The following is a 15,222-nucleotide window of genomic DNA, read 5'->3' on the forward strand; positions in this document are numbered from 1 at the left end:
GATGGGTGATTTCCATGGATGATTGGGCGCAGATCAGGATTTTGCGCAAAGATGGCATGTCGATTCGCAAGATCGCAGCAACAGTCGGCTGCGCGAAAAAGACGGTAGAGCGGGCCTTAGCCAGCAACACACCTCCGTCGTATTCCAAACGAGCTCCACAAAAGACCGCGTTTGACGAGGTGGAACTGGACGTTAGGGCCTTGCTCGACGAGGTCCCTGATATGAAAGCCACGGTTATCGCACAGCGCGTCGCCTGGCAGGGCTCGATGTCGTGGTTTAGGGAAAACATCCGACGAATCCGCCCCGAGTATCTCCCCCACGACCCAGTCGATACCCTCGACCATAAGCCAGGTGTGCAGATTCAATGTGACCTCATGTTCCCCGATGACGGTATCCCCGATACGCATGGTCACGCGGGGGTGTTCCCGGTGTTGGTGATGGTGGCATCGTATTCCAGGTTCATGGCCGCGTGTGTTCTTCCCACTAGGACAACCGGTGATCTGGTGTCTGGGATGTGGCTGTTGCTTCAGCAACGTTTTGGCGTAGTACCCAAGCAACTGTTGTGGGATCACGAATCCGGCATCGGCCAGAAACGCCTCGTCGATCAGGTCGTCGGGTTTTCCGGCACGTTGGGTGTGCGCATCAAACAAGCCCCGCCGAGGGATCCGGAAACGAAAGGCATTGTCGAACGCCACAACGAGTACCTGAAAACATCGTTTTTCCCCGGCCGGCACTTTGCCGATCATCAGGACGCGCAAGCACAGCTTGATGGGTGGATTGACACGATTGCGAACACTCGTGTGCACGCCAGCTTGGCGCAACGCCCGGTAGACCGATGGGTAGTCGACAAGGCTGCTATGAATCCGCTTCCCCCGTATCCACCGCAGACCGGTTTGACCAGGCAGGTACGGTTACCGAGGAACTACTACGTGTCTGTGGATGCTAATCGGTACTCGGTATCGCCTTCAGCCATCGGCAAGATTGTCACCATCTTTGTACAACTCGATCGGGTACTAGTTACCGATGGCACCGGGTTGATTGTTGCCGACCACGAAAGGGTGTGGGGCAAAAACCACACGGTCACCGACCCGCAGCATCAGAGGTTGGCGAAACAGATGCGCCAACAGCTTGCACAACCCACACCGCGTCTAGGAGACATTGTCGTAGAAACGGCGGACTTAAACGTCTATGACCGACTGACCGGCTGGCAGGAGTACTCGGCATGAGCGCCATCAATTACAAGCAAATCGATGCCGAGCTAGCCCACATCGCCACAGTGCTCAAAGCCCCACGCATCCGCAGCACCTACCATGACACGGCCGAACAAGCCCGTGACGGTGGGTGGACCTATGAAGAGTACCTAGCCGCTGTCTTGTCTGTTGAGGCTTCAGCCCGTCAGGCATCAGGGGCGCAGGCACGGATTAAGCGTGCAGGCTTTCCCCACATCAAGACTATTGAAGACTTTGACTTTATGGTTCAGCCAGCCATCGACCGGGCCAAAATCGCCCGGTTGGAGACATCTGCGTGGATTGCTCAAGGCTGCAATGTCATCTTCCTCGGCCCACCCGGGACAGGGAAAACCCACCTGGCCATCGGGCTAGGGGTCATCGCTGCACGGCACGGCCACCGAGTCCTGTTCGATACCGCAGCCGGCTGGGTGCAGCAACTCACCCACGCCCACTCCACAGGTAGTCTGCCGAAACTCTTAGCCAAGCTGGGCCGTTATGACCTCATCATCGTCGACGAGGTGGGCTACATCCCCATAGAAGCCGAAGCCGCCAACCTGTTCTTCCAGCTAGTGTCGACCAGATACGAGAAAGCCTCGCTCATCATGACATCTAACCTGCCGTTTTCCAGGTGGGGTGAATGCTTCGGTGACGCGACTATCGCAGCGGCAATGATTGACCGAATAGTCCACCACGCGGAAATCTTCACCCACAAAGGAAACAGCTTCCGCATCACAGGACATGAAGACATACTCCCCTCGATCGCCGCCGAGCGAGAACACCAGATAAACTAACCACACACAAAAACTGGGCTACATTTCAACCGTCGAAACTGGGCTACATTTCAACCGCCGCTGACAGAGCTGTGGGAACAAGTGCGGATAACGCCCTAGCGGAGTCGTTTAACTCAGCGCTCAAGCGTGAAGTGCTTCAAGACCGGAAAGTGTTTGACAATCACCTAGTATGTCGAAGGGAGGTTTTCTACTGGTGTACCCGCTACAACACGCACCGACTCCACACCTGGTGCGGCTACCTTAGTCCCGATGATTACGAGGCCGCCGCCTAAGATAGAACCCAACCAAATTTGCTACAAACCCCGTGTCCACAATCCGGGGTGAGGGTCCCCCTAGCGGAGTCGTTTAACTCAGCGCTCAAGCGTGAAGTGCTTCAAGACCGGAAAGTGTTTGACAATCACCTAGTATGTCGAAGGGAGGTTTTCTACTGGTGTACCCGCTACAACACGCACCGACTCCACACCTGGTGCGGCTACCTTAGTCCCGATGATTACGAGGCCGCCGCCTAAGATAGAACCCAACCAAATTTGCTACAAACCCCGTGTCCACAATCCGGGGTGAGGGTCCCGGCGTGTTGTGGGGCAGGGCGTGCGCCAAGCGCTTCAATGTCGAGATGCCAAAGTTCTTCGGGACCGTCGATGACAGTGATCTATCTCAAGAGCTTCCAAGCATGGGAAAGGTACTGTCGTGCCTCGTTCTGCCAGCACTCCTGATCTTCCTAAACACCGGCCTGAACGCGCTTGTGCAGTCAGGCGTGATCGCCGGGACAGTGACGGATCAAGCAAAAAACGTGAGAACTGCAGATTCCCCCTGGGTGGTCGCCCTCATTCAGCTGGGTCAAACCCCGATCGCTTTGCTCATCTCGGTCCTTGTCGCAATGGTGGTCTTGGGAAGGCACATTAGATCCGACAAAACGGGAATTGAGAAGATCATGGACTCGTCGCTTGGACCAGTTTGCTCGGTCATCCTGGTCACCGGCGCAGGTGGCATGTTCGGCGGCATTCTTCGTGCTTCCGGAATTGGCGACGCTCTCGCGGATGTGATGCGTGATCTTGGTGTCCCGCTGTTGTTAGCAACGTATCTCGTCGCCGTGGCGCTGCGAATTGCCCAAGGGTCTGCCACCGTTGCGCTCATTACCTCCATCTCCCTCATGGCCCCGGCAGTGGCGGCGGCCTCATTGTCGCAGCTTGGAGTGGCGTGCATCGTCTTGGCGGCCTCTGCCGGTTCGGTCATGGCCTCGCATGTCAACGACTCAGGATTCTGGCTGGTCGGACGATTGCTTGGGATGGATGTCAAGACAACGTTGCGGGCCTGGACAGTGCAGCAAACCATTGAGTCACTGATGGGGTTTGCGTTGGTGTCCGTGGTCTACGTCGTGTTCGCATAGGGGGATAAGGATAATGATCAACGAAGAGCCACAAACCGAGTATCCGTTGCAAGTCGTGTTGATGGGGGTTTCCGGTTGTGGAAAAACTACAGTCGCTGGGCTCCTTTCAGAGCGCTTGGGCTGGGAGGTGGCTGAGGCCGATGACTTCCATCCGAGGGTAAACATAGAGAAGATGGAGTCGGGTCATCCGCTTACCGACGAAGACCGGTGGCCGTGGCTGCGTCGATTGCGCGATTGGATGCACGACCATGAGGAATCAACGATCGTGACGTGCTCAGCGCTCAAGCGCAGCTACCGCGACGTCCTGCGCGAATCCAACCCACACGTGGTGTTCTTTCACCTTGACGGAGACCGCGAAGTTCTGGAATCACGATTGCGCACCCGTTCCGGGCACTTCTTTCCAGTGCACCTGCTCGATTCCCAGCTGGACACGCTGGAACCGCTAGAGCTTGATGAACAAGGCTTTGTCCTTGACATTTCCAAGGAGCCGCAGGAGCTGGTGGACAGCATCATCTCTGCGATCGTGCGCGAGGATGAAGGATATGCGAGATTGACTTACGAGACTCAAGGGGAGTGAGTGCCGGTCTCCGAACAGTCTGGACTCTTGGGCCGAAATACCAAAGTGTTACGGGGAATGCTCCTTAGCAAAAGGCACAATTTGTGTAAACAGGCACAATCCGCGAACTCGGTTCGAGGGGGGGCTCACACAATTGAGTCCCTAGAGGGGAGAACTGCATCAAATCTGTAGGGATTAAATTCCCAGAATCACCCGCGGGTCCCTACATCGTGTGACACCCTCAATTCATGGGAATACAAAAACGCAACGCCGAAGAGTTCCGTTTTAGGCGATTTGAACTGCGGGGAGCGACGTCCTTGGCGTCGATCCTCGAGGGCGGCCATACCGGAATTTATATTCTCGAGTTTGCAAACGGAGAGCGTTACGTAGGGCAAAGTGTCGACGTTCGTTCTCGATTTACTCAGCATGTGCACGGGTCAGGTCATAAGCCTTGGACGGATGTCACCGCATTTGCGTTCTTAGACGTCCCAGCTGCTGACCTCAATCGGGTTGAGAGGCTGATAATTGAAACCCAACGGGGCCTGCGGAGGTTTTGTTGGAGTCTTTAGGCGGCCTGGGTTTGCCGTGAGTATTCCTCGCGGTTTTGTTTGATGGTCTTGTAGCCTAGCCCGGCTTTGACTCTGCGGTTATTGTACCAATCGATGTATTGATCTATTTTCCGGATTAGCTCAGCGATGGTGTAGTTTTCGCAGGCTCTGGCGGTGGGGAATAGATCGCGTTTGAGCATCCCGAAGAAGCCCTCTGCCACGGCATTGTCACCGCTTGTGGCTTTTCGTGACATCGATGGGATAAACCGTGGGGTGTCCTTGTCGCCGGCCGCGTTGCACCAGGCTTGGCTTCGGTATTGGCCGCCACGATCGGTGTGGACGATCGGGCAGGACTTTTCTTCTAGTGTGGCAAGTCCTTCTTCTAGCATGACAACGGCTAGTTCCGTGGTGGGGTGACAACCAGCAGTCGCGGATATCACCATCCCATCAAACAAATCCACCAGCGGGGAAAGATACAGTTTCCCGTCTTTGGCTTTGAATTCGCTGATATCAGTCACCAGCCGTTGGCCCGGGTGATCGGCATGAAAGTCATGCTGCAGCGGCGCATCGGGGTAGGTGGCGTTATGGGTCGTAAAGTGCGTAGATGGTTGTCCCCACCTAGGTGGCAGCTGCCCGTCATCACCGACGAGGATGAGGTTTTCTGGGCAGTGCTGGTTTTCGCCTTCATAGGAGCTGTACACGCCTTTCCTGCGCTGGACAGGCTGAAGGTTTTCTTCGGCCATGATTTCACGGACGAGTTTTTCATTGGCTCTCAACCCCTGGCTGCGTAGGATTTGGTGCACAACTCGGTACCCATAGATCGCCCCGCAGGCTCCGGCTTCTTGCGTAGCAGTGGTACAGAGCGTTCGGATTGCCTCTACGAGTTGACCGCGGCGCTTGTGGCGTTGCGCACGGTTGTCAGCTTGGGCGTTGAACCAAAAATGAGGGTGTCAAGTTGTTTGTGTGTGGGGCTGAATCTTACATGTATTTGTCGAAGCGGTCGGGGTAGGCCACAGCCATCTGGTTGATGGCGTGTTTCCATCCGGCAACCCGTCCACCTTCCACGAGCCGGCCAGCAGAGGCGGAGACGCGTTTGCCTTCCCTAGCCCGCTTGACTGCTCGTTTGTCTTCGATATGGCAGATCATCAGCCACAGCGTCTTCATCGCTGACTCATCATTAGTGAACTGCACCCTGTTCCGGGTGGCCTTCCGCAGCTCATTATTGAAAGATTCAATCGAGTTCGTCGTATAGATCACCTTCCTCGCAGCCGGTGGGAACTGCAGAAACGGGGTAAACCTCTCCCACGCATCCCGCCACACCTTCACCGACCTCGGGTACTTCTCACCTAGTTCAGACGCCTCGAACTCATCCAAGGCTGCGGCAGCGGTTGGCTCATCCGGTGCGGTGTAGACCTTTTTCAACGCTGCAGATACGGCCCTACGATCCCCGTAGGAAACCCACCTATTTGCCGCCCTGATCAGGTGCACGATACACGTTTGAACCATGGACCCAGGCCAGGTGGATTCCACGGCTTCTGGTAGGCCTTTGAGCCCGTCGCAGCAGACGATGAAGACATCTTTGACACCGCGGTTAGCGAGGTTGGAACACACCTGGGCCCACAACGATGCTCCTTCCTCCTTGGCGATCCACAAGCCCAGGATGTGCTTGATTCCTTCGAGATCCACTCCGATGGCCATGTACGCAGACTTGTTGATCACACGGCCCCCATCACGGACCTTGATTCGCAACGCGTCAAGGAAGATGACTGGGTAGAACTCATCCAACTGGCGGTTTTGCCACACCATGACTTCATCAAGTACGGCGTCGGTAATCGCCGAGATTGTCTCGTGGGAGATATCCACACCCATCGTGGTGGCGAGATGATGCTGGATATCACGGATTGTCATGCCACCTGCGTACAAGCTGATGATCAGATCATCGATATCGGTTAAACGCCTCGAGCCTTTCGGCACCATCGTGGGGACAAACGTGCCAGCTCTGTCTCTTGGGACGTCCACGGTGACCGGCCCGTAGTTCGAGTCAATGGTCTTCGGGTAGCTGCCGTTTCGGTGATTATCCGTACCGACAGCGGCTTTACCGTCTCGATCACCAGCCTGATACCCCAGGTGGGCATCCATTTCAGCGTTCAAACCCCTTGTAATCGAGGCCTGTAACATGCCTCGAACTAGGTCGTTCGCATCAGTGGTAGAGGTACCGAGCTCATCAATCAACTTCGCGATTTCTGGGTTAGCAAGCAGCTTCTGCTCGATTGCGTCAATCTTGGCCTTATCGGCTGGGTCTCGTCGTGCCACAGTCATCATTCTGGTCTATCTCCTTATGCGGGTCGGGCACCCACACACAAACCATCAGACACTCTCCCAAAAATACGTGGATTCAGCAATCCCTACACACCGACGTGCCAGCACCGCAGTGAACCCGGCTTCACGTAGAAGATTGACCATTGTCGCTTTCTCCGGTGTCTTTACCGGAGGCTCGCCTTTTCCCAGCACCACCACCATTGCTTCAGCGGTGGCACGAAGGTTGCGTTCTTCGATCAGCAGTTTACGCAGTTCCTCTGGGTCATCGGGTAAATCATCAACAGCTAAAGGCTGTGAGACCACCCCGTACATAGCTGGGGCAACCCCCTCGGGAACAACAATGTCATCGCCTATTTCCTGTGCTGCAGCCACTTCGACATCAGCAGGAACCCTCACACCAGCGGTCCTTGCCGCGCGTTGGGCAGCGTAGGCGTCCCGGCGGCGTTCATTGTTATCTTTTCGATCGCGTACCACGGTTTCCATGATCACACGAGCAGCCTCATCTATGTCATCGAATTGACTGTTTTCGATCATATGGCGAGTGTTTCTCACCCAGCAGTAAATCGTGGAAGGATTAATCCCCAAACGCCTGCCCAATGCTGTCGCGGTAGCATCCGTGAGCACCATCCGCGACACTACGAACCCGATCAGCTTCGGATCTCCTATTCGCTGATCAGTCACCACGCCCTGAATCCGCCACCGACGCACTGTCGTCGCTGACGGACCGTTAGGACCAAGCAGCCGCGCGACTTCATTCTCATCACAACCTTGATCAAATAGCTCTAGCGCCCGCCGACGGATCGCCTTCGAATAGCCCATAACAGGCCCCTCATTCATCGGGGCCGCATAAGCTCCAACAAAACTTCCGCACAGCCACGCGGGGAAGGAAGAACGCTACGAAATCGACAGTTCAATATCGACTATTCGGGTCCGAGCCCGTTCGATGCGATCGTGAGTCTCGAAGAGCAAAAACACTGGGCTTGCGGGGATTTCGCCTTCGACATATCGCAGTTCAGGAGGGGAGCGGGGCGCCCGCTCAAGGGCCATCCCAAATTGATGAATCACCCATTCGCGCAAAAGGAGCATCCCTTTTGGTGTCTTCCTGACGGGTCGCCATTTCCGATTGCCGCTTCGGTGATTGGTGATCTAGGTTCCACTTTGTCTGCCGTGCCATGTGCCGTGGAGCTGGAGAAGAAGTATTGGACAATCAGTGATTGTCCCTCTACAGCCGGGGGCAGGCTCGCAACACTGAACGTGGGGTGTTTGGAAATCTACGTGTGCGGGCGCCACTTTGAGCAGTTGGTGTTAGATGATGGGGAAGTACTCCAGGTTCCCATGGCATTTCTTAATCTTGCCCCGGGATCATTTCTCAAATATGCAGGCGGAAAAATGTCCATTAAAGAGCAATGGCAGCCGTTGTTTGATGAGCTCCCGCTCTTTTATTACTCGCATTCCTATTCGGTGACTACTACCGATGCGTTGTTTTTTCCTTCCGGGCTGGTCCAAGAGATTTTGAAAGAGCCACTGGTGAGGGAGGCTTTGCAGACACTATGTTTGAAACTCATGCGTAGAGGGGAAGCGAGCCTTTTCCGTCGCTGGCATAGCGAAGACCTTGCAACGCTTGCCTATCAGCAGGTCGTGACTCAGTATTCCGGGGATCCAGCTGCCGAAATTCTGTCTTCGTCTTAATCTGCCCACGTTGGATGCCAAATCGAGGCATAGGAAAGGCGTAGTCCTGATCCATCGTGCGGTCGTTCACGAGATCAACGGATGGAATTTGTGCGAGATCAGCGAGGGTCTCACCTGTGTGAAGAGTAGATCTCTGTGGTCAAGCTGCTGGGGGCCTCGGTGCCTCAGATACCTTGGCTGTCTGACCCCGTGTGTTTCGACAGTCCTCATTGGACAAAAGAGGTTGAGGGCGACGAACCCCTCGCAGGGAAGCGCAGGGACACTGGAGGCGAAGCTACAGGTGCGTGCGAGCTGCTTTTACTAATTCAAAGCGATGCGGCCTTCACTGCCATCGCTACGCGCAAGAGGCCTTAGGCAGGAAAATCCGGTCAAGATGATACTGAAGCGCGGCCTTGTTTTCCTCGGCGCCGCGGTAGCCGCCGAGTACCGCGGTCGGGTCGATGAGACCCCACAGGATCTTTGCCTCGTGGGCGGGGTCGATGCCTGCGCGAAGGTCGGCTGCCTCGAGGATCGAACGCACGAGCGCGATCACGCGGCGTGGTCCGCGCGCGAACTCGCCGGGGTCGGTGTTGACGACGGAGTGGAAAAAGGCGACGTGGGCTCTCGCGTCCCGCATCGACACATCGTCCGCGGGGAGCAGGGCCTCGGCGATGCCCTCGATCTGCGCGCGCGGCGTGCCCGCCGACACCGCGTTCTCCACGGCGGCGCGGGCGGCGTCGGTAAGCGCCTGCTGGGCGGACGCCTGTAGCGCTTGGGCGGTGGGGAAGTAGTGCTGCACCTTGCCCGCGGAGACACCCGCGCGCGCCGCGACCCCGCGGAAGGTGACGGCCGCCGTGCCGCCACCGGCGGCGAGGTCGATGGCGGCCTCGACCAGCGTGGCGCGGATCTCTTCGTGGTTGCGGCGCTCGGTCACCCCATTCACATTACAATACAGCTGTATTGAAAAGGTGGTGCGGCATGAAGAAGGCGCTGAGGATCGCGGGAGTCGTGCTGGCGGCGCTGCTCGCCGCGGGCGCGATGGGCGTCGGGGGCTGGGCGTGGTACACGACGGGCTACCACGGCCGCCTCGTCAGGGCGCTGGAGAAGGCGGGCTTCGCCGAGCAACGGGTCGAGGTGAACGGTGTGGAGCTCAACGTCGGGGTCAGCCGGCCCCGCGACGCCACCCCGATCGTCCTCATCCACGGCCAGGCGAGCGCCTGGCGGCAATACGGATACGCGTTGCGCGACCTCGCGAGGACGAATCAGATCTTTGCGATCGACGTGCCCGGGCACGGCGGGTCGGCGCGGATGGGCTCCTATAAGGCGACTGAGGTCGCGGAGGTGCTGGCGGGCTACATCGCCACCATCGGCCAACCTGTGACGCTGAGCGGTCACTCCTCCGGAGGGCAACTCGCCGCCATCATCGCGGCGGCGCACCCCGAGCTGGTGAAGTCGGTCGTTCTGGAAGACCCGCCCTTCTTTGCAACTGAGCTTCCCGCGGCCAAGAACACGTGGAACTACCAGGACCTGGCAACCGAGACCCACGAGTTCCTCGCCAGCGGGGAGGACGACTGGCAGGGCTACCAGTGGCGCACCCAGAAGCTGTGGGAGTTCTTCGGGGGCTCGGCGCAGGGATTCATCGACGACGGAGCGGACTACCACGAGAAGCACCCGGGGGAGCCCATCACACTGTGGATGATGCCGCCCGCCATGAACGAGGCGGAGGTGTACGTGATGGACTACGACCCGGCCTTCGGGGACGCCTTCTATACCGGCTATTGGAACGAGGGCTTCGATCAGGCGGCCACGCTCGCGGCCATCAAAGCGCCGGTCACCTATGTCCACTGCCGGGCGCGTTATGAGGGCGAGGTGCTCCTCGCGGCCGCGAGCGACGCCGACGCTGCACGGGTCATGGAGTCGCTACCTGCGGGCGCCACAAAGATCGAGTCGGACTCGGGGCACAACTTCCCCGTGGAGAAGCGGGAGCAGTTCGTTGACATCATCCGCAGCACGGTAAATTAGGGCACATGACAGTAGACCTCGACTTTGAGAACGCATTTACCGAGCGCACGCCGCGCATCGTGAAGGCAGCGAAGCTGCACCGCGCGCCGGAACGCCGGAAGGCGAAGTCGTTCATCGTCGAGGGGGAGAACTCGGTCGAGGCGGCCGTCGCCACGGGCGCGGCCCAGGACGTGTTCGTGACGGAGAAGGCCGCGGAGCGCTTCGAACCCATCGTTCGCATGGCCGGGCACATGAATGTCTACGTGCACCCGATCACCGAGCGCGCGGCCAAGCACCTATCCGACACCAACGCCACGCCGGGCATCTTCGCCGTCTGCGAGCCGGTCCTGTGGTCCACGGGCAAGGCGCTCGGCGGGCGCCCGAACCTCGTGAGCGTTCCCGTGCTCACCAACGACCCGGGCAACGCCGGGACCCTCATCCGCGTGTCGGACGCGATGGGGGCGGACGCGGTCATCTTCGCTGGCGAGACCGTGGATCCGCTCTCCTCGAAGGTGGTGCGCTCCTCGGCGGGGTCGATCTTCCACCTGCCCGTCGCGCGTGACACCAACATCAAGGACGTGCTGGGGCAGCTGCGCGCGAAGGGGCTGCAGATTCTGGCCACCGCGGCCGACGGCGAGGTCAACCTCGACGAGGCGGAGGAGCTGCTGGCCAAGCCGACCGCGTGGCTGTTCGGCAACGAGGCGCACGGGCTGGGGGAGGAGCTCCTCGCGCTGGCCGACCACCGCGTGCGCATCCCGATCCGGGGGCGCGCCGAGTCGCTCAACCTCGCCACGGCGGCCTCGATCTGTCTGTACGAGTCGGCCAAGGTTCAGGTCACCCGCATCGCGGACGCCCGGTAGGCGGGCGGGGGAATGCGCGCACCCTCCGAAGCGGGGCGCTAGTATATAGGTTTGCCCTGCGTTGTCGGCGATTCCGGCGGCGCACGTGAAGATCTTCAGTGTTCATTTGAAGTAGAAAGTCGATTAGTGTCCGAGAATCCAGCAATTGAATTGACCGAGGAGAGCCTCAACGCCGCAGCTCAGGCGGCGGTCGAGGCGTTCGAGGCCGCAGCCAACTTGGAAGAGCTCGCCGTTGCACGTCGCGACCACCTGGGCGACGCCGCCCCGATCCCTTCCGCGCGCAAGGCCCTGGGCTCGCTGCCCAAGGACCAGCGCAAGGACGCTGGCCGCATCGTCAACATAGCGCGCGGCCGCGTCGAAAAGCGATTTGCTGAGGTCAAGCAGGAGCTGGAGGAGAAGCGCAACGCCGAGGTCCTCAAGGCCGAGCGCGTGGACGTGACCGTGCCTTCCACCCGTTCCCAGGTGGGCGCGCTGCACCCGATCACGACTCTGAGCGAGAACATCGCCGACATCTTCGTGGCCATGGGCTACGAGGTCGCCGACGGCCCCGAGGTCGAGGCCGAGTACTTCAACTTCGATTCGCTGAACTTCATCCCGGACCACCCGGCCCGCACCCTGCAGGACACCTTCCACGTCGAGCAGCCGGGCTCGAAGCAGGTGCTGCGCACGCACACCTCGCCGGTGCAGATGCGCACCATGCTCTCCCGCGAGGTTCCCATCTATGTCGTGTGCCCGGGCCGCGTGTTCCGCACCGATGAGCTCGACGCCACGCACACCCCGGTGTTCCACCAGGTCGAGGGCCTGGCCGTCGACAAGGGCCTGTCCATGGCCCACCTGAAGGGCACCCTGGATCACCTGGCCAAGACCCTGTTCGGCCCGGAGACCAAGACCCGCATGCGCACCAACTACTTCCCGTTCACCGAGCCGTCCGCCGAGGTCGACGTCTGGTTCCCCAACAAGAAGGGCGGCGCCGGCTGGATCGAGTGGGGCGGCTGCGGCATGGTCAACCCCAACGTCCTGCGCGCCGCGGGCATCGACCCGGAGGTCTACACCGGCTTCGCCTTCGGCATGGGCCTCGAGCGCACCCTGCAGTTCCGCAACGGCCTCAACGATATGCGCGACATGGTCGAGGGCGACGTCCGCTTCACCCAACCGTTCGGCGTCCGCGCCTAACACTCGTCACCTGCTATCTGAACTCACAGACTTTCTAATAAGGAGAAAACTTTCATGCTGATCGCTCAGAGTTGGGTGACGAAACTGCTCGGGTACTCCAACCCCGGCTGGAACGTGAGCGCCGAGGAGCTGGACTCGGGCTACGTCCGCGTTGGCTTCGAGACCGAGGGCTACGCCGCGATCCCCGAGACCACCGGCCCGCTGGTCATCGGCCGCGTGGAGAGTATCGAGGAGCTCACCGGCTTCAAGAAGCCGATCCGCCACTGCATGGTCAACGTCGGCGACGCCAACGGCACCGGCGAGCTGCAGTCCATCGTTTGCGGCGCCCGCAACTTCGTCGAGGGCTCCACCGTGGTGGTCTCCCTGCCGGGCACCGTGCTGCCGGGCAACTTCGCCATCGCCACGCGCGAGACCTACGGGCGCATGTCCGCCGGCATGATCTGCTCCGCCGCCGAGCTGGGCCTGGCCGACAAGCAGAACTCCGGCATCATCACCCTCGATCCTTCCGTGGGCGAGCCGGGTACCGACGCCCGCCCGATCGTCGGTCTTCTGGACACTGTCTTCGACGTCAACATCACCCCGGACCGCGGCTACGCGCTCTCCGCGCGAGGGCTGACCCGCGAGCTCGCCTCGGCGTTCAACCTCACCTTCACCGATCCTGCGCAGGATCCGAAGGTGGCGGGCATCGACGTCTCCGGCGTGCCCGCCGCCGAGGGCTCGCTGATCGACGTCACCCTCGAGCCGTCGACCAAGGCGCGCCGCTTCGGCCTGCGCAAGGTCTCGGGAATCGACCCGAAGGCGGAGTCGCCGTTCTGGATGCAGCGCGAGCTCATGCTCTGCGGTCAGCGCCCAGTGAACGCGGCCACCGACGTCACCAACTACGTCATGCTGCTGCTCGGCCAGCCGATGCACGCCTTCGATGCGGACAAGGTCGCGGGCAACCTCGTCGTCCGCAACGCAACGCAAGGGGAGAAGTTCGAGACCCTCGACCACGTCAAGCGCGAACTCAACGCCGAGGACGTCGTCATCTGCGACGACAACGGCATCTCCTCGCTGGCTGGCGTCATGGGCGGCACCGTCTCCGAGATCTCCGAGGAGACCACCAACGTCTACTTCGAGGCCGCGACCTGGGACCAGATCACCACGGCGCGCACCTCGCGACGCCACAAGCTGAGCTCCGAAGCGTCGCGCCGCTTCGAGCGCGGCGTCGACCCGGCCATCGTCGAGGTCGCCCTCGACGTCGCGTGTGCGCTGCTCGTCGAGATCGCCGGCGGCACCATCGAGTCCGGCCGCACCCTCGTGGGCGAGCTGGAGACCATGCCGACCATCACGATGCGAGTCGAGCGGCCGTCGGAGATGGCTGGCGTTGCCTACTCCCGCGAGACCGTCATCTCCCGGCTCGAGGAGGTCGGCTGCTCCGTGGCCGTCTCGGAGTGCGGTGGAAAGCTCGAGGTCACCCCGCCCACCTGGCGCCCGGACCTCGGTGAGTCCGCAGACCTAGTCGAGGAGGTGCTGCGTCTGGAGGGACTCGAGTCCATCCCTTCCATCGTGCCGTCGGCCCCGGTCGGCCGCGGGCTCACCCCGGCTCAGAAGCGTCGACGCGCCATCGGCCACGCCCTGGCCTACAACGGCTACCTCGAGATCCTGCCGACCCCGTTCATTCGCCAGGACACCTTCGACACCTGGGGGCTCGACGCCGATGACGAGCGCCGCAAGGTCGTCACCGTGCAGAACCCGCTCGACGCGGACTACGCGGTGCTGGGCACCACGCTGCTGCCGAGCATGCTCGAGGCGCTGTCTCGCAACATCGCGCGCGGCCAGACCAGCCTCAGCCTGTTTGGCCTCCAGCAGGTGGCCATCAAGCGCGGCGAGGGCAGTTCGCCGATGCCGTCGGTGAAGCAGCGCCCGAGCGCCGAGGAGGTGCAGGCGGTCCTGGATTCCCTGCCCGAGCAGCCGCTGCACGTGGCCACCGTCGGTACCGGGCTGGCCGAGTTCGAGGGCCCGTGGGGAACCGGCCGCGAGTACACCTACGCCGATGCCGTCGAGTCCGCCCGCGTGGTGGCCCGCGCCGCCGGTGTGGAGCTGGAGCTCGCCAACACCGACGAGTCCGGCTACCTGCCATGGCACCCGGGCCGCTGCGCGCAGCTCATCGTCGACGGGGCCGTCGTCGGCCACGCGGGCGAGCTGCACCCGCAGGTCATCGAGCGCCTCGGCCTTCCGGCGCGCACCTGCGCCATGGAGCTGGACGTCACCGCGCTGCCGCTCACCGAGCCCGCACCCGCGCCCGTCCTGTCCGCGTTCCCGACGCTCAAGCAGGACCTCGCGCTGGTCGTGGACGAGGCCACCCCGGCCGAGTCCGTGCGCAAGGTGATCGCGGAGGCGGCAGGCGAGCTGCTCGAAAAGGTTGAGCTTTTCGACGTCTACCGCTCCGAAACCCTGGGCGAGGGGAAGAAGTCCCTGGCCTTCGCCCTGACCTTCCGCGCCAAGGATCGCACGCTCACCGACGACGAGTGCTCCGAGGGGCGCCTGGCCGCCGCCGACGCCGCCGCCGCGAAGTTCGGCGCGACCATGCGCGCCTAGCCTTCAGCCCGTGAGCCCGGTTCCCCGTGTGGGAGCCGGGCCTTCTTCATGCGACTCCGCATAAAATTAATAGACTTGCAAAATATACATTAGGGTGTAATATTCCCTAC

The 15,222-nt window shown here is 60.7% G+C and carries 14 protein-coding genes and 3 pseudogenes; 12 read left to right on the plus strand and 5 right to left on the minus strand.

What is annotated here, in order from left to right; all coding sequences use genetic code 11:
- Nucleotides 1-14 precede the first annotated feature (14 nt).
- From istA to B843_RS14275, 7 genes and pseudogenes are all read left to right on the plus strand, one after another.
- Nucleotides 15-1,226, plus strand: a complete 1,212-nt coding sequence (gene istA, locus B843_RS06540) for an IS21 family transposase (protein ID WP_081751634.1) — start codon at nt 15-17, stop codon at nt 1,224-1,226.
- Complete coding sequence (gene istB / locus B843_RS06545; protein ID WP_025252288.1) at nt 1,223-2,020, plus strand: IS21-like element helper ATPase IstB; 798 nt, start codon at nt 1,223-1,225, stop codon at nt 2,018-2,020. The genes istA and istB overlap by 4 nt, the downstream gene beginning before the upstream one ends.
- 68 nt (nt 2,021-2,088) lie before the next feature.
- Nucleotides 2,089-2,292 (plus strand): annotated as a pseudogene (locus B843_RS13485) (integrase core domain-containing protein); the annotation flags it as partial.
- A gap of 60 nt (nt 2,293-2,352) precedes the next feature.
- Nucleotides 2,353-2,529, plus strand: a pseudogene (locus B843_RS13800) (integrase core domain-containing protein); the annotation flags it as partial.
- A 32-nt stretch (nt 2,530-2,561) separates the two neighbouring features.
- The gene (locus B843_RS06550) at nt 2,562-3,407 is read left to right on the plus strand and encodes a GntP family permease (RefSeq protein ID WP_025252715.1); all 846 of its coding nucleotides are present in this window, start codon (nt 2,562-2,564) and stop codon (nt 3,405-3,407) included.
- Between the two features lie 13 nt (nt 3,408-3,420).
- Nucleotides 3,421-3,984 carry a gluconokinase gene (locus B843_RS06555; protein WP_051483467.1) on the plus strand — a complete coding sequence of 188 codons (564 nt, stop codon included), beginning with the start codon at nt 3,421-3,423 and terminating at the stop codon, nt 3,982-3,984.
- A gap of 227 nt (nt 3,985-4,211) precedes the next feature.
- Nucleotides 4,212-4,532, plus strand: coding sequence for a GIY-YIG nuclease family protein (locus tag B843_RS14275; RefSeq protein WP_081751520.1), 321 nt, complete (start codon nt 4,212-4,214; stop codon nt 4,530-4,532).
- On the opposite strand, the gene B843_RS13500 is transcribed toward B843_RS14275, so the two are convergent.
- From B843_RS13500 to B843_RS13805, 4 genes and pseudogenes are all read right to left on the minus strand, one after another.
- Complete coding sequence (locus B843_RS13500; RefSeq protein ID WP_155895114.1) at nt 4,529-5,254, minus strand: IS3 family transposase; 726 nt, start codon at nt 5,252-5,254, stop codon at nt 4,529-4,531. The genes B843_RS14275 and B843_RS13500 overlap by 4 nt on opposite strands.
- A pseudogene (locus B843_RS14280) lies at nt 5,228-5,386 on the minus strand (IS3 family transposase); the annotation flags it as partial. The gene B843_RS13500 and the pseudogene B843_RS14280, both read right to left, overlap by 27 nt.
- Before the next feature lie 103 nt (nt 5,387-5,489).
- Complete coding sequence (locus tag B843_RS06570; RefSeq protein ID WP_210766213.1) at nt 5,490-6,830, minus strand: IS256 family transposase; 1,341 nt, start codon at nt 6,828-6,830, stop codon at nt 5,490-5,492.
- 48 nt (nt 6,831-6,878) lie between these two features.
- Entirely contained in the window at nt 6,879-7,649 is a 771-nt protein-coding gene (locus B843_RS13805; protein ID WP_155895115.1) for a hypothetical protein, read from the minus strand.
- A 132-nt stretch (nt 7,650-7,781) separates the two neighbouring features.
- Here B843_RS13805 and B843_RS13810 point away from each other — a divergent pair, with 132 nt between their 5' ends.
- Nucleotides 7,782-8,519: a hypothetical protein gene (locus B843_RS13810; protein WP_155895116.1), complete on the plus strand. Its 738-nt coding sequence runs from the start codon at nt 7,782-7,784 to the stop codon at nt 8,517-8,519.
- 334 nt (nt 8,520-8,853) lie between these two features.
- Here the strand turns inward: B843_RS13810 and B843_RS13250 are convergent, their stop codons facing one another.
- Nucleotides 8,854-9,432, minus strand: a complete 579-nt coding sequence (locus B843_RS13250) for a TetR/AcrR family transcriptional regulator (RefSeq protein ID WP_025252721.1) — start codon at nt 9,430-9,432, stop codon at nt 8,854-8,856.
- 44 nt (nt 9,433-9,476) lie between these two features.
- On the opposite strand from B843_RS13250, the gene B843_RS06585 reads away from it, so the two are divergent.
- The 4 genes from B843_RS06585 to pheT all read left to right on the plus strand — a co-directional run bounded on the left by B843_RS06585 (nt 9,477) and on the right by pheT (nt 15,112).
- Nucleotides 9,477-10,520: an alpha/beta hydrolase gene (locus B843_RS06585; RefSeq protein WP_025252722.1), complete on the plus strand. Its 1,044-nt coding sequence runs from the start codon at nt 9,477-9,479 to the stop codon at nt 10,518-10,520.
- 5 nt (nt 10,521-10,525) lie between these two features.
- Complete coding sequence (locus B843_RS06590; protein WP_025252723.1) at nt 10,526-11,359, plus strand: TrmH family RNA methyltransferase; 834 nt, start codon at nt 10,526-10,528, stop codon at nt 11,357-11,359.
- 126 nt (nt 11,360-11,485) lie between these two features.
- Nucleotides 11,486-12,532 carry a phenylalanine--tRNA ligase subunit alpha gene (gene pheS / locus B843_RS06595; RefSeq protein ID WP_025252724.1) on the plus strand — a complete coding sequence of 349 codons (1,047 nt, stop codon included), beginning with the start codon at nt 11,486-11,488 and terminating at the stop codon, nt 12,530-12,532.
- Between the two features lie 54 nt (nt 12,533-12,586).
- The gene (gene pheT, locus B843_RS06600) at nt 12,587-15,112 is read left to right on the plus strand and encodes a phenylalanine--tRNA ligase subunit beta (protein WP_025252725.1); all 2,526 of its coding nucleotides are present in this window, start codon (nt 12,587-12,589) and stop codon (nt 15,110-15,112) included.
- Nucleotides 15,113-15,222: the final 110 nt, after the last annotated feature.

It is taken from the genome of Corynebacterium vitaeruminis DSM 20294, assembly GCF_000550805.1.
Classification (GTDB): Bacteria; Actinomycetota; Actinomycetes; order Mycobacteriales; family Mycobacteriaceae; genus Corynebacterium; species Corynebacterium vitaeruminis.